Origin of the sequence: Pseudomonas sp. RC2C2 (genome assembly GCF_018390435.1) — a bacterium.
Lineage (GTDB): Bacteria > Pseudomonadota > Gammaproteobacteria > Pseudomonadales > Pseudomonadaceae > Aquipseudomonas > Aquipseudomonas donghuensis.
In genome coordinates this window covers 1-14,625 of record NZ_JAHBAX010000002.1, presented here as the reverse complement: position 1 = coordinate 14,625, position 14,625 = coordinate 1, and the positions used below count along the sequence as shown (strand labels likewise).

Annotated in this window: 13 protein-coding genes; 11 read left to right on the top strand and 2 right to left on the bottom strand. The window is 62.5% G+C overall.

Going from position 1 to position 14,625, the window contains the following annotated elements; all coding sequences use genetic code 11:
* Window positions 1-95 precede the first annotated feature (95 nt).
* The 5 genes from KHO53_RS18570 (at window position 96) to KHO53_RS18550 (ending at window position 5,532) form a co-directional block, all read left to right on the top strand.
* Window positions 96-599, top strand: coding sequence for an ureidoglycolate lyase (locus KHO53_RS18570; protein WP_010225127.1), 504 nt, complete (start codon window positions 96-98; stop codon window positions 597-599).
* 50 nt (window positions 600-649) lie between these two features.
* Entirely contained in the window at window positions 650-1,975 is a 1,326-nt protein-coding gene (locus KHO53_RS18565) for a urate hydroxylase PuuD (RefSeq protein ID WP_213570638.1), read from the top strand.
* A gap of 130 nt (window positions 1,976-2,105) precedes the next feature.
* The gene (locus tag KHO53_RS18560; RefSeq protein ID WP_010225113.1) at window positions 2,106-3,461 is read left to right on the top strand and encodes a nucleobase:cation symporter-2 family protein; all 1,356 of its coding nucleotides are present in this window, start codon (window positions 2,106-2,108) and stop codon (window positions 3,459-3,461) included.
* 135 nt (window positions 3,462-3,596) lie between these two features.
* Complete coding sequence (locus KHO53_RS18555) at window positions 3,597-4,382, top strand: outer membrane protein OmpK (RefSeq protein WP_010225112.1); 786 nt, start codon at window positions 3,597-3,599, stop codon at window positions 4,380-4,382.
* Window positions 4,383-4,743: 361 nt separating this feature from the next.
* Entirely contained in the window at window positions 4,744-5,532 is a 789-nt protein-coding gene (locus KHO53_RS18550; RefSeq protein ID WP_010225111.1) for an outer membrane protein OmpK, read from the top strand.
* 107 nt (window positions 5,533-5,639) lie between these two features.
* On the opposite strand, the gene KHO53_RS18545 is transcribed toward KHO53_RS18550, so the two are convergent.
* Entirely contained in the window at window positions 5,640-6,548 is a 909-nt protein-coding gene (locus KHO53_RS18545; RefSeq protein ID WP_100783427.1) for a DUF808 domain-containing protein, read from the bottom strand.
* Window positions 6,549-6,694: 146 nt separating this feature from the next.
* Here KHO53_RS18545 and KHO53_RS18540 point away from each other — a divergent pair, with 146 nt between their 5' ends.
* On the top strand, window positions 6,695-7,303 hold the full coding sequence (locus KHO53_RS18540; protein ID WP_010225109.1) for a TetR/AcrR family transcriptional regulator: 609 nt from the start codon (window positions 6,695-6,697) through the stop codon (window positions 7,301-7,303).
* 108 nt (window positions 7,304-7,411) lie between these two features.
* Here the strand turns inward: KHO53_RS18540 and KHO53_RS18535 are convergent, their stop codons facing one another.
* Window positions 7,412-7,852, bottom strand: coding sequence for a GlcG/HbpS family heme-binding protein (locus tag KHO53_RS18535; protein ID WP_010225106.1), 441 nt, complete (start codon window positions 7,850-7,852; stop codon window positions 7,412-7,414).
* Window positions 7,853-8,109: 257 nt separating this feature from the next.
* On the opposite strand from KHO53_RS18535, the gene gcl reads away from it, so the two are divergent.
* From gcl to pyk, 5 genes are all read left to right on the top strand, one after another.
* The gene (gcl, locus tag KHO53_RS18530; protein ID WP_010225104.1) at window positions 8,110-9,885 is read left to right on the top strand and encodes a glyoxylate carboligase; all 1,776 of its coding nucleotides are present in this window, start codon (window positions 8,110-8,112) and stop codon (window positions 9,883-9,885) included.
* A gap of 57 nt (window positions 9,886-9,942) precedes the next feature.
* The gene (gene hyi / locus KHO53_RS18525; protein ID WP_010225103.1) at window positions 9,943-10,725 is read left to right on the top strand and encodes a hydroxypyruvate isomerase; all 783 of its coding nucleotides are present in this window, start codon (window positions 9,943-9,945) and stop codon (window positions 10,723-10,725) included.
* 153 nt (window positions 10,726-10,878) lie between these two features.
* A complete protein-coding gene (locus KHO53_RS18520; protein ID WP_010225102.1) occupies window positions 10,879-11,772 on the top strand; it encodes a 2-hydroxy-3-oxopropionate reductase in 894 nt (297 codons plus the stop codon).
* A 172-nt stretch (window positions 11,773-11,944) separates the two neighbouring features.
* Window positions 11,945-13,225: a glycerate kinase type-2 family protein gene (locus KHO53_RS18515; protein WP_213570637.1), complete on the top strand. Its 1,281-nt coding sequence runs from the start codon at window positions 11,945-11,947 to the stop codon at window positions 13,223-13,225.
* A partial coding sequence (gene pyk / locus KHO53_RS18510) for a pyruvate kinase (protein ID WP_213570636.1) occupies window positions 13,215-14,625 on the top strand: 1,411 nt, incomplete at its 3' end. The genes KHO53_RS18515 and pyk, both read left to right, overlap by 11 nt.

Sequence of the window (14,625 nt, the reverse complement as noted above, 5' to 3'; positions counted from 1 at the left end):
CCGCCGGGCTGGCCCGAGTGCGCTACGCGAGCGTACCCAGGGCCTGACCGGCGCAACAACGACACCCTCCACAACACAGAATAAAGAGAATCCGCATGCGCACTTTAGTGATTGAGCCCCTGAGCAAAGAAGCCTTCGCCCCTTTCGGTGACGTGATCGAAACCGACGGCAGCGACCACTTCATGATCAACAACGGCTCGACCATGCGCTTCCATCGTCTGGCCACGGTCGAAACCGCACAACCCGACGACAAGGCGATCATCAGCATTTTCCGCGCCGACGCGCTGGACATGCCCCTGACCGTACGCATGCTGGAGCGCCATCCGCAGGGCAGCCAGGCTTTCATTCCGCTGCTCGGCAACCCCTTTCTGATCGTGGTCGCGCCACTTGGCGATGTACCTGTATCGGGCCTGGTCCGTGCCTTCATCAGTAATGGAAGGCAGGGCATCAATTACCATCGCGGCGTCTGGCACCACCCGGTGCTGACGATCGAAAAGCGGGATGACTTCCTGGTGGTTGATCGCAGTGGCACTGGCAACAACTGCGATGAGCATTTTTTCAATGAGGATGAGCAATTGATCCTCGCCCCCCACCAATAAGAGAAGACCTGAGCACCCGGCTACAGGGTGCCAGGGTAGAGGTAAAGACTGTGGAAGCACATCTGTTGGAATGGCTGAACCTGAGCGTGCGTTGGGTTCACATGATCACTGGCGTGGCATGGATTGGCGCGTCGTTCTACTTTGTCTGGCTGGAAAACAACCTCAACCGGGCCAACCCGCGCGACGGTCTGTCCGGCGATCTCTGGGCCATTCACGGTGGCGGGATCTACCACCTGGAGAAGTACAAGCTGGCTCCGCCAAAAATGCCGGAGAACCTGCACTGGTTCAAATGGGAAGCCTACTTCACCTGGATGTCGGGTATCGCCCTGCTGTGCCTGGTGTTCTACTGGAACCCGACCCTCTACCTGCTGGCCCCTGGCAGCCCCCTGAGCGGCGGTGAAGGCATTGCCATCGGTGTCGGTTCGCTGATCGCCGGCTGGTTCATCTATGACTTCCTCTGCGACTCGCCGCTGGGCAAGCGCCCTGGCCTGCTCGGCCTGGTGCTGTTCGTGCTGGTCATCGCCGCCTGCTACGGTTTCAGCCAGGTGTTCAGCGGCCGTGGCGCGTACCTGCACACTGGCGCGATCATCGGCACCATCATGGTCGGCAACGTGTTCCGCATCATCATGCCGGCCCAACGTCAGCTGGTCGCCGCCATCGAAGCCAACCAGACGCCGGACCCGCTGCTGCCGGCCAAGGGCCTGCTGCGCTCGCGGCACAACAACTACTTCACCCTGCCGGTGCTGTTCATCATGATCAGCAACCACTTCCCGAGCACCTATGGCAGCCAGTACAACTGGTTGATCCTGGCCGGTATCGCGGTGGCTGCGGTGTTGGTGCGTCACTACTTCAACACCCGTCATGACAGCAACAAATACGCCTGGACCCTGCCGGTCGGCGCCCTGGCGATGATCTGCCTGGCGTACGTCACCGGCCCAGCGCCGATGCCAAGCGCCCCTGAGCAGGCCGCCGCCAAGGTCGAGTACCAGCCGTTGCCGGAAACCGCCCTGGGTGGCAAGACCGCTGCCGAGAAAGCGGCTGAACAGGCCGCCGCCCCAGCCCAGCCTGCGGCATCTGCGCAAGCGCCCGCCGGTGCCACCGCCAAGCTCGACGATGCCGGTTTCGACAAGATCCACAGCGTCATCCAGGAACGTTGCACCGTGTGCCACTCGGCCAAGCCGACCAGCCCGCTGTTCAGCGCCGCGCCTGCCGGGGTGATGCTCGATACCCCGCAGCAGATCCAGCAACAGGCCGCGCGCATCCAGGCGCAAGCCGTGGCGACGCAGATCATGCCGCTGGGCAACATCACCCAGATGACCCAGCAGGAACGTGACCTGATTGGCGCCTGGGTCGCCAAGGGAGCACCGACCCACTGAGGCAGCCACACGCTGCCAGCTGTAAGCGACAAGCAAAAAGCTGCAAGCCAAGCGCAACCTCCTGCTTCTCCTTGAAGCTTGGCGCTTGAAGCTTGCAGCTCCAAGAATAAAAACAAAACCGAGGTGTTGCATGTCCGAGTCACGCAAGGCGTACATCCCTGTTGCGCCCCCACGACAGCCACTGCCCCTGTTCCAACTGTTCCTGGTGGGTCTGCAGCATGTGTTGCTGATGTACGGAGGCGCGATTGCCGTGCCGCTGATCATCGGTCAAGCCGCCGGACTTTCTCGTGAAGAAGTCGCTTTCCTGATCAATGCTGACCTGCTGGTCGCTGGTGTCGCCACCATCGTCCAGTCGTTCGGCATTGGCGCAGTCGGCATCCGCATGCCGGTGATGATGGGTGCAAGCTTTGCCGCGGTCGGCAGTATGGTGGCCATGGCCGGCATGCCTGGCGTCGGCCTGCAGGGGATTTTCGGTGCGACCATCGCCGCCGGCTTCTTCGGCATGGTCATTGCGCCGTTCATGTCCAAGGTCGTGCGTTTCTTCCCGCCGCTGGTGACCGGCACGGTCATCACCTCGATCGGCCTGTCGCTGTTCCCGGTTGCGGTCAACTGGGCCGGCGGCGGTGCCGATGCCGCGCCCTTCGGCTCCCCCGTCTACCTGATCGTCGCCGGCCTGGTGCTGGCCACCATCCTGCTGATCAACCGTTTCATGCGTGGTTTCTGGGTCAATGTCTCGGTACTGATCGGCATGGGCCTGGGCTACATTCTTGCCGGTTCCATCGGCATGGTCGACCTCTCGGGCCTGAGTGAAGCGCCATGGGTGCAGGTGGTGACCCCGCTGCATTTCGGCATGCCGACCTTCAGCCTGGCGCCGATCCTGTCGATGTGCCTGGTGGTGGTGATCATCTTCGTCGAGTCCACCGGCATGTTCCTCGCCCTGGGCAAGGTCACCGACCGCGAAGTCACCCCCGGCATGCTGCGCCGCGGCCTGATGTGCGATGCCGGCGCATCGTTCGTGGCCGGCTTTTTCAACACCTTCACCCACTCATCCTTCGCCCAGAACATCGGCCTGGTGCAGATGACCGGCGTGCGCTGCCGCTACGTCACCGTGGTCGCCGGCGGCTTTCTGATCCTGCTCAGCCTGCTGCCCAAAGCGGCGTTCCTGATTGCCTCGATTCCGCCTGCGGTGCTGGGCGGTGCGTCGATCGCGATGTTCGGCATGGTCGCCGCCACCGGCATCAAGATCCTCCAGGAAGCCGACATCGCCGACCGCCGCAACCAGTTGCTGGTGGCCGTCAGCGTCGGCATGGGCCTGATCCCGGTAGTGCGTCCGGAGTTCTTCGCGCAGATGCCGCAGTGGATGGAACCGATCACCCACAGCGGCATTGCCATGGCCACGGTCAGCGCCTTGGTCCTCAACCTGCTGTTCAACATCCTCGGTGGCGCCGAACGCGCCGCCCACAACGATACCGTCCACCAGCACTGAGCCTTTGGGCGGCGCTTGCCGCCCGGCATCACCCAAGCAATACGCAAGACCGTCGACCCGTGGGAGCGGGTCGGCCGGGGCGCTTCGCGCCAAAAAAAACCGAAAACCAACAATAACAAAGCCGGGAATCACAACATGAAAGGCATCACCACTTCCCTCCTGTTGGGTAGCAGTCTGCTGGCCACCTTGCCAGCTGCCGCAGGGGACTTGCTGCTCTGGCACACCAACAGCCTCACCTACCTCTACGGCAAGGACTTCCAGGTCAACCCCGCGATCCAGCAGACGGTGACCTTCGAACATGCCAACAAGTGGAAGTACGGCGACACCTTCCTGTTCATCGACAAGATCTTCTACAACGGCGGCACCGACCGCAGCAAAGGCAACAACACCTACTACGGTGAGTTCAGCCCGCGCCTGTCGTTCGGCAAGATCTTCGATCGCAAATTCGAGTTCGGTCCGATCAAGGACGTGTTGCTGGCCATGACCTACGAGTCTGGCGAAGGCGACAACGAGGCCTACCTGATCGGCCCCGGCTTTGACCTGGCGATCCCCGGCTTCAACTACTTCACCCTCAACATCATGCAGCGCAACACCGAAGGCAGCCGCCCGGGTGATCGCGTCTGGCAGATTACCCCGACCTTTTCCTACACCATCCCTGTGGGCAAATCCGACGTCCTGATCGACGGCTACATGGACTGGGTGGTGGACAACGACCAAAGCCGGCGCGGCACCTATCACGCCAACCTGCAGTTCAACCCGCAGGTCAAATACGACCTGGGCAAGGCCCTGAACCTTGGGGCCAAGCAGTTGTACGTGGGTATCGAGTACAGCTACTGGAAAGACAAATACGGCATCGAGAACAGTGGCCGGCTGGACACCAATCAGAGTGTTACCAGCGCTCTGGTTAAGGTTCACTTCTAAAAGCTGACCAAACGCACAGTTTTTGCCTCACCCGCTCCAGGACGGAGCACTTGAGGACCGGCGCGCAAGCCAGTAATCTGCGCGCCCCCTCGATCAGGGCAGGACGGATCCTGCCTGCGTTTGCTGACCGCTCAGTCAATGAATTCGGGCGGTTGGCAAGCGTCACGCCAACCTGAAATACCCTTTTCAACTGTTCAGAAAGACGTCGAGCAGGATTGCTTGTGACTGACCCGGAAGGTTGGTCCAGCTCTTGCCAAACGTCTGTGGCCAATCGAAAAAAACTGACCCGAAAGACAAGTATTTACCCAAAAGGTGCCACACCAGAGCACCACGAAGAATCCATCAAGGGAGCAACTACGCGATGCGTATTACCAACAGCCTGATCCTTGCCAGCGGCCTGCTGGCGGCCAGCACCGCCGCCACTGCCGGTGATCTGCTGCAATGGCAGAACAACAGCCTGACTTACCTGTGGGGCAAGAACTTTGCCGTCAACCCGTCGATCCAGCAGACCGTGACCTTCGAGCACGCCGATGCCTGGAAGTACGGCGACAACTTCATCTTCGTCGACAAGATCTTCTACAACGGTGGCAAGGACTTCAACAACGGCCCCAACACCTACTACGGCGAGATCAGCCCACGCCTGTCGTTCGGCAAGATCTTCGACCAGAAGCTGGCCTTCGGCCCGGTCAAGGACGTGCTGCTGGCGATGACCTACGAGTTTGGCGAAGGCGACACCGAGTCCTACCTGATCGGCCCGGGTTTCGACCTGGACATCCCAGGCTTCGACTACTTCCAGCTGAACTTCTACCAGCGCAACACCGAGGGCAGCCGTGCCGGTGACAACGTCTGGCAGATCACCCCGGTCTGGTCCTACACCATTCCTGTGGGCAAGTCCGACATCCTCATCGATGGCTTCATGGACTGGGTCGTGGACAACGACGCCACCAGCCGCCGTGGCACCTACCACGCCAACCTGCACTTCAACCCGCAGGTCAAGTACGACCTGGGCAAGGCGCTGAACTGGGGCGAGAAGCAGCTGTATGTCGGTTTCGAATACGACTACTGGAAGAACAAGTACGGCATCAAGGACAGCGACGCCTTCGATACCGATCAGAACACTGCCAGCTTCCTGGTCAAAGCGCACTTCTGATCAAAGAGGCAAAGCCCTTCGGGCTTTGATCGCCGGCAAGGCCGGCTCCCACAGGAGCGGTTCAACACCTGACCCTGTGGGAGCTGGCGTTGCCAGCGATAAGGCCATCAGCTTCTGACAGCACGCCAGAGCTTGCCGATCAGCGCAACCACTGCCAACACTGCAGCACCGGCGACAATCCCCACCCCGGCATTGAGCAGCGTACTGGTCAGCACCCCGCCGCGCCCTTCGCTGAAGGCTTCAATGGCATGGTGCAGTGGCGCCACGCCGTGGACCAGAATCCCGCCGCCGACCAGAAACATCGCCGCAGTGCCAATCACCGACAGGCTTTTCATCATGTACGGCGCCGCGCGCAGGATGCCGTTGCCGATCGCCTTGGCCGCACTCGAGGCCTTCTGGGTCAGCCACAGGCCCAGGTCATCGAGCTTGACGATGCCGGCCACCAGGCCATAGACACCGATGGTCATGACAATGGCGATGCCCGAGAGCACGATGATTTGTTGAGTCAGCGGCGCATCGGCAACCGTGCCCAGGGTGATGGCGATGATCTCGGCCGACAGGATGAAGTCGGTGCGCACCGCGCCCTTGATCTTGTCTTGCTCGAAAGCCACCAGATCGACCGCAGGATCGGCCACCGCTTCCGTCAGCGCCACATGCTCGGCCTGGTCTTCTTCCTTGCTGTGGAGGAACTTGTGCGCGAGCTTCTCGAAGCCTTCAAAGCACAGGAATGCACCGCCGACCATCAGCAGCGGTGTCACCGCCCAGGGAATGAAGGCGCTGATCAGCAGCGCCGCCGGCACCAGGATCAGCTTGTTGAGGAACGAGCCCTTGGCCACCGCCCAGACCACCGGGATTTCCCGCTCGGCGCGCACGCCGGTAACCTGCTGGGCGTTGAGCGCCAGGTCGTCGCCCAGCACCCCCGCGGTCTTTTTTGCCGCGACCTTGGTCATTACCGAGACATCGTCGAGTACCGTGGCGATATCGTCGATCAATACCAGAAGACTGCTTCCTGCCATGTTTGCCTGATTCCAGCGGGTTGAGAGGGCCACAGTCTAGCTCAAAGTCGCCACCTTGAGCCGCTTGCGAACGCGGTGCTACCATGCGCAACCGCCCTCCCAGGCCCGGTGCCGCCAGCGGCCAGACACGAGGAACAGCGTCAACCATGAGCAGCATTCGCGAGCGCAACAAAGAACTGATCCTGCGCGCGGCCAGTGAAGAGTTTGCCGACAAGGGCTTCGCCGCCACCAAGACCAGCGACATCGCGGCCAAGGCCGGCCTGCCCAAGCCCAACGTCTATTACTACTTCAAGTCCAAGGAAAACCTCTACCGCGAGGTCCTGGAAAGCATCATCGAACCGATCATGCAGGCGTCGACGCCGTTCAATGCCGACGGCGACCCCAAAGAGGTATTGAGCGCCTACATCCGCTCCAAGGTACGCATCTCCCGCGACCTGCCGTTTGCGTCCAAGGTGTTCGCCAGCGAAATCATGCACGGCGCCCCGCACCTGAGCCCGAGCCAGGTCGAGCAGCTCAACGACCAGGCCCGGCACAACATCGAGTGCATCCAGGCCTGGATCGACCGCGGCCAGATCGCCCCGCTCGACCCGCATCACCTGATGTTCAGCATCTGGGCGGCGACCCAGACCTACGCTGACTTCGACTGGCAGATCTCGGTGGTCACCGGCAAGGCCAAGCTCGATGACAGCGATTATGAAGCGGCGGCGCAGACCATCATTCGCCTGGTGCTCAAGGGGTGTGAGCCGGACGCTTAGGCAAATTTGCCGAGATCCCTGTGGGAGCTGGCTTGCCAGCGATGAGGCCAGCGAGCGCTTTGCGCTCGATCGCTGGCAAGCCAGCTCCCACAGGTTCCGCGATAGGCCTTAAGCCGCTACACCGGCATCCGCCGTCAACCCCGCCTCCTCGATCGCACTGATCGCGCACTGCTCGTCGATATCCGAGGTATCGCCACTGATACCGATCGCCCCCAGCACCACGCCCTGCTGATTCCGAATCAGCACCCCACCCGGCGCCGGCACCACCGGGCTCTGGCCCAGGCCATTGAGCGCGGCAAAGAATGCCGGGCGCTGTTGCGCGTCCAGCGCCAGCAGGCGCGACCCCTTGCCCAGGGCAATCGCGCCCCAGGCCTTGCCCATCGCCACTTGCGGGCGCAACAGGCTGGCGCCGTCTTCACGCTGCAGGGCCAGCAGATGCCCACCGTTATCCAGCACCGCCACGGTCAACGGCGCGGAGGAGATCTTGCGCCCGGCCACCAGCGCAGCGTTCACCAGGCTGACAGCGACTTTCAAGGTCAAAGCGTTCATGAAAAGGTCCTCTTGTTGTTAGAAGCCCTGAGGGCAGGTGTAAAAATCAATAGAACAAATAGAACACAATGGCGAACTTATTTGTATACAATATTTTCGTAGCGATGAACCAATTCTGACGAAATGCCATTTTTAAAGGCTTCCCGACGAAAGCACCGATCGCCGATGAAAATGGATTGACCAGAGTCGCTTGGCGTGAATACACTCTGGTGAAAAGCCATTTGTATACAATTACAAAATCAAAGAGGCACAAAACCATGAGCAAAATGAGAGCAATCGATGCAGCCGTTCTGGTGATGCGCCGCGAAGGTGTGGAAACCGCGTTTGGCATCCCGGGTGCAGCCATCAACCCCCTGTACTCGGCCCTGAAGAAAGTCGGCGGTATCGATCACGTCCTCGCTCGTCACGTTGAAGGCGCCTCGCACATGGCCGAGGGCTACACCCGCACCAAGGCCGGCAACATCGGCGTGTGCATCGGCACTTCCGGCCCTGCCGGCACCGACATGGTCACCGGCCTGTACAGTGCCTCGGCCGACTCCATCCCGATCCTGTGCATCACAGGGCAAGCGCCACGTGCGCGTATGCACAAGGAAGATTTCCAGGCCGTCGACATCACCAGCATCGTCAAGCCGGTGACCAAGTGGGCGACCACCGTTCTGGAGCCCGGCCAGGTGCCGTATGCGTTCCAGAAGGCGTTCTATGAAATGCGCTCCGGCCGCCCAGGCCCGGTGCTGATCGACCTGCCGTTCGACGTGCAGATGGCGGAAATCGAATTCGACATCGACGCCTACCAGCCGCTGCCCGTACAAAAGCCTGCGGCCAACCGCGTCCAGGTCGAGAAAGCCCTGGCCATGCTCGACAGCGCCGAACGCCCATTGCTGGTTGCCGGTGGCGGCATCATCAATGCCGATGCCTGCGACAAGCTGGTGGAATTCGCCGAGCTGACCGGTATTCCAGTAATCCCGACCCTGATGGGCTGGGGCATCATCCCCGACGATCACCCGCTGATGGTGGGCATGGTCGGCCTGCAGACGTCGCACCGCTACGGCAACGCCACCATGCTCAAGTCCGACGTGGTACTGGGTATCGGCAACCGTTGGGCCAACCGTCACACCGGCTCCGTTGACGTCTACACCGAAGGCCGTCGCTTCATCCACGTCGATATCGAACCGACCCAGATCGGCCGCGTCTTCACCCCGGACCTGGGTATCGTTTCCGACGCCGGCGCCGCCCTGGATGTATTCCTCGAAGTGGCCCGCGAGTGGAAAGCCGCCGGCAAACTCAAGGACCGCAGCGCCTGGCTGGAAGATTGCCAACAGCGCAAATCGAGCCTGCAACGCAAGACCCATTTCGACAACGTGCCGGTCAAGCCACAGCGCGTTTACCAGGAAATGAACCAGGTATTCGGCAAGGACACCTGCTACGTCAGCACCATCGGTCTGTCGCAGATCGCCGGCGCGCAGTTCCTCCACGTCTACAAGCCGCGTCACTGGATCAACTGCGGCCAGGCCGGCCCGCTGGGCTGGACCATCCCTGCTGCGCTGGGCGTGGTCAAGGCTGACCCGACTCGCAAGGTCGTGGCGCTGTCCGGCGACTATGACTTCCAGTTCATGATCGAAGAGCTGGCGGTGGGCGCGCAGTTCAACCTGCCCTACGTCCACGTGCTGGTGAACAACTCCTACCTGGGCCTGATCCGCCAGGCCCAGCGCGGCTTCGAGATGGACTACTGCGTGCAACTGGCGTTCGAGAACGTCAACGCACCGGAACTCAATGGTTATGGTGTCGATCACGTCGCCGTGGTCGAAGGCCTGGGCTGCAAGGCCCTGCGCGTGACCGAGCCTGGCGAGATCGCCCCGGCCCTGCTCAAGGCGCAGAAACTGGCCGAAGAGTTCCGGGTACCGGTGGTGGTCGAGGTTATCCTCGAGCGCGTGACCAACATTTCCATGGGCACCGAAATCAACGCGGTCAACGAATTCGAAGACCTGGCGCTGGTCGGCAACGACGCGCCAACCGCGATTTCCCTGCTCGACTGATCGCTGCGAAGGCCCTGATGCCGGGTGCACAGGGCCCCTTTTTGCAAGGAGACAACCATGCCACGTTTCGCCGCCAACCTGTCCATGCTGTTCACCGAGCAGGACTTCCTCGCCCGTTTCAAGGCCGCTGCCGACGCCGGCTTCAGCGGGGTCGAGTACCTGTTCCCATACGACTTCAGCTCGGCTGAAATCAAGCAGCAGCTCGATGCCCACGGCCTGACCCAGGTGCTGTTCAACCTGCCGGCCGGCGACTGGGCCAAGGGTGATCGCGGCATCGCCTGCGACCCGGCCCGCGTTGCAGAATTCCGCGCCGGTGTCGATCTTGCCATCGCCTATGCCCAGGTACTGGGCAACACCCAGGTCAACTGCCTGGCCGGCATCCGCCCGCAAGGCCCGGACTGCGCCACGGTGCGCACGACCTTCGTCGACAACCTCAAGTTTGCCGCCGACAAGCTGCAGGCCGCCGGGATCAAGCTGGTCATGGAAATGATCAACACCCGCGACATCCCCGGCTTCTACCTGAACACCACCCAACAGGCGCTGGAGATCCAGGCGCAAGTTGCCAGCAGCAACCTGTACCTGCAATACGACATCTATCACATGCAGATCATGGAAGGGGATCTTGCCCGTACCGTGGAAAGCAACCTGGCCAAGATCAACCACATCCAGCTGGCCGACAACCCGGGCCGCCACGAGCCAGGCACCGGCGAGATCAACTATCGCTTCCTCTTCGAACACCTGGACCGCATCGGCTACCAGGGCTGGGTGGGCTGTGAATACAAGCCGCTGACCACCACCGAAGCGGGCCTTGGCTGGCTGAAGACCCATAACGCGATCTGACGCACTGACGGGCCTCGACAATCCCTGTGGGAGCTGGCTTGCCAGCGATGAGGCCCTCACAGCTACACCGCATTGTTCCCATCGCTGGCAAGCCAGCTCCCACAGGGGCCCGGCCCGCCAGCCGAGATTGAATAATTACAAGAGGCATTTCTCATGGCTAAAATCGGATTTATCGGCACCGGCATCATGGGCCGGCCAATGGCGCAGAACCTGCAAAAAGCCGGGCACAGCCTGTTCATCTCCACCCACCACGATGCCGCGCCTGCCGACCTGGTCGCCGCTGGCGCCGTGGCCCTGGCCAACCCGAAAGAAGTGGCCCAGGAAGCTGAATTCATCATCGTCATGGTGCCCGATACCCCGCAGGTTGAAGCGGTGCTGTTCGGCGACAACGGCGTGGCTCAGGGCGTGGGCCCGAACAAGGTGGTGATCGACATGAGCTCGATCTCGCCGACCGCCACCAAAGCCTTCGCCGAGAAGATCAAGGCCACCGGCGCGACCTACCTCGACGCCCCGGTTTCCGGCGGTGAAGTCGGTGCCAAGGCCGCGACCCTGAGCATCATGGTCGGCGGTTGCCCGAATGCCTTCGAACGCGCCCTGCCGCTGTTCCAGGTCATGGGCAAGAACATCACCCGCGTCGGCGGCAGCGGCGACGGCCAGACCGCCAAGGTCGCCAACCAGATCATCGTTGCCCTGAACATCCAGGCGGTGGCCGAAGCCCTGCTGTTCGCCGCCAAGAACGGTGCGGACCCGGCCAAGGTGCGTGAAGCACTGATGGGCGGTTTCGCCTCCTCGAAAATCCTCGAAGTACACGGCGAGCGCATGATCAAGGGCACCTTCGATCCGGGCTTCCGTATCAGCCTGCACCAGAAGGACCTGAACCTGGCCCTGCAAGGCGCCAAGGAACTGAACATCAACCTGCCCAACACCGCCAACGCCCAGCAAGTGTTCAGCACCTGCGCCGCGATCGGCGGCGCCAACTGGGACCACTCGGCGCTGATCAAAGGCCTGGAACACATGGCTAACTTCTCGATCCGGGACGAAAAATAAGCTGCAAGCCCCAAGCTTCAAGCGGCAAGAAAAAGCAGGCCGCGCATCGATCTGCTTTCTCTTGCAGCTTGTAGCTTGAAGCTTGTCGCTACCAGCGCCCCTGGATATGCCTGCACGGAGGCGGATCCCGGGGCGCTGTCGATTCTGAAAAACAATAAGATTGGAGCCTGCCATGTCGGTCGATCCGCAACACTTTCTGCGCGAGCTGTTCGCCACGGCCATCGATGCCGCGCATCCCCGCCAGGTCCTTGAAGCCCACCTGCCCAGCGACCGCAGCGGTCGCGTTATCGTCATCGGTGCCGGCAAGGCTGCCGCCGCCATGGCCGAAGTCGTCGAGCGTGCCTGGAAGGGCCCGGTGTCCGGCCTGGTGGTCACCCGCTACGGCCACGGCGCCAGCTGCTCGAAGATCGAAGTGGTCGAAGCCGCCCACCCGGTCCCGGATGCCGCCGGCCTGGCCGTGGCCAAACGGGTGCTGGAAATGGTCAGCAACCTCACGGCTGACGACCGGGTGATCTTCCTCCTCTCCGGTGGCGGTTCGGCGCTACTGGCACTGCCCGCCGAAGGCCTGACCCTGGCCGACAAGCAACAGATCAACAAGGCCCTGCTCAAATCCGGCGCGACCATCGGCGAGATGAACTGCGTGCGCAAGCACCTCTCGGCGATCAAGGGCGGGCGCCTGGCCAAGGCCTGCTGGCCGGCCACCGTTTACACCTATGCGATTTCCGATGTACCCGGGGACCTGGCCACGGTGATTGCCTCCGGCCCGACCGTGGTCGACCCGAGCACCTCGGCCGAGGCCCTGGCGATCCTCAAGCGCTACAACATCGAAGCGCCCGCAGCGGTCACCGCCTGGCTGAACAACCCGGCGTCCGAGACAGTCAAGGCCGATGACCCGGCCCTGGCCCGCAGCCACTTCCAGCTCATCGCCCGCCCCCAGCAGTCGCTCGAAGCCGCCGCGGTCAAAGCCCGCCAGGCCGGTTTCAGCCCGCTGATCCTTGGCGACCTGGAAGGCGAATCGCGCGAAGTGGCCAAGGTCCATGCCGGCATCGCCCGGCAGATCGTCCTGCACGGCCAGCCGCTGTCGCCGCCTTGCGTGATCCTCTCCGGTGGCGAAACCACCGTGACCGTACGCGGCAATGGCCGTGGCGGGCGCAATGCCGAGTTTCTGCTGAGCCTGACCGAAAGCCTCAAGGGCCTGCCCGGGGTCTATGCCCTGGCCGGTGACACCGACGGCATCGACGGCTCCGAAGACAACGCCGGCGCCCTGATGACCCCGGACAGCTACGCCCGCGCCGCGGCATTGGGCCTGTCGGCCAGCGATGAACTGGACAACAACAACGGCTACGGCTACTTCGCCGCGCTCGATGCCTTGATCGTCACCGAGCCGACGCGGACCAACGTCAACGATTTTCGCGCCATCCTGATTCTCGAGAGTGCCCGACATGACGCCTGATAAGAAAGTCAAAATCCTTGCCACCCTCGGCCCTGCGATCAAGGGCATCGATGACATCCGCCAGCTGGTCGAGGCCGGGGTGAACATCTTTCGCCTGAACTTCAGCCATGGCGAACATGAAGACCACGCCCTGCGCTACCAGTGGATCCGCGAGGTGGAGAGCCAGCTCAACTACCCGCTGGGCATCCTCATGGACCTGCAAGGGCCCAAGCTGCGCGTTGGCCGCTTTGCCGAGGGCAAGGTCCAGTTGCAACGCGGCCAGGCCCTGCGTCTGGACCTGGACAGCACCCCAGGCACTGCCTCGCGGGTCAACCTGCCGCACCCGGAAATCATCGCCGCGCTGGAGCCGGGCATGGACCTGCTGCTCGATGACGGCAAGCTGCGCCTGCGGGTGACCGCCAAGCACAGCGACGCCATCGAGACCGAAGTGCTCAACGGCGGCGAGCTGTCCGACCGCAAGGGCGTCAACGTGCCGCAAGCGGTACTGGAGCTGAGCCCGCTGACCGCCAAGGACCGCCGCGACCTGAGCTTCGGTCTGGAGCTGGGCGTGGACTGGGTGGCGCTGTCGTTCGTCCAGCGCCCGGAAGACATCGTCGAAGCGCGCCAGCTGATCGGTGACCGCGCCTACCTGATGGCCAAGATCGAGAAACCTTCGGCGGTGACCCAGTTGCGTGCCATCGCCGAGCTCAGCGACGCGATCATGGTCGCCCGTGGCGACCTGGGCGTGGAAGTGCCGGCCGAAAGCGTGCCGCAGATCCAGAAAAGCATCATCAACACCTGCCGCGAACTAGGTAAACCGGTGGTGGTGGCTACGCAGATGCTCGAATCGATGCGCTTCTCCCCGGCCCCGACCCGCGCCGAAGTCACCGACGTGGCCAACGCCGTGGCCGAAGGCGCCGATGCGGTGATGCTCTCGGCCGAGACCGCCTCGGGTGACTACCCACTGGAAGCGGTACAGATGATGAGCAAGATCATCCGCCAGGTGGAGAATGGCCCGGACTACCAGGCGCAACTCGACGTCGGCCGGCCGAAAGCCGAAGCCACCGTGTCGGACGCCATCAGCTGCGCGATCCGCCGCATCAGCGGCATCCTGCCGGTGGCGGTGCTGGTCAACTACAGCGAGTCGGGGGCTTCGACCCTGCGCGCCGCCCGCGAGCGGCCACGGGCACCGATCCTCAACCTGACCCCCAACCTGTCCACCGCCCGGCGCCTGAGCGTTGCCTGGGGTGTGCACTCGGTGGTCAACGATCGCCTGCGCCAGGTCGACGAAATCTGCTCCACCGCGCTGGAAATCGCCCAGGCCCAAGGCATGGCCAGCCGTGGCGATACCCTGTTGATCACTGCCGGTGTGCCTTTTGGCAAGCCAGGGTCGACTAACACGCTGCGGATCGAGACCTTGA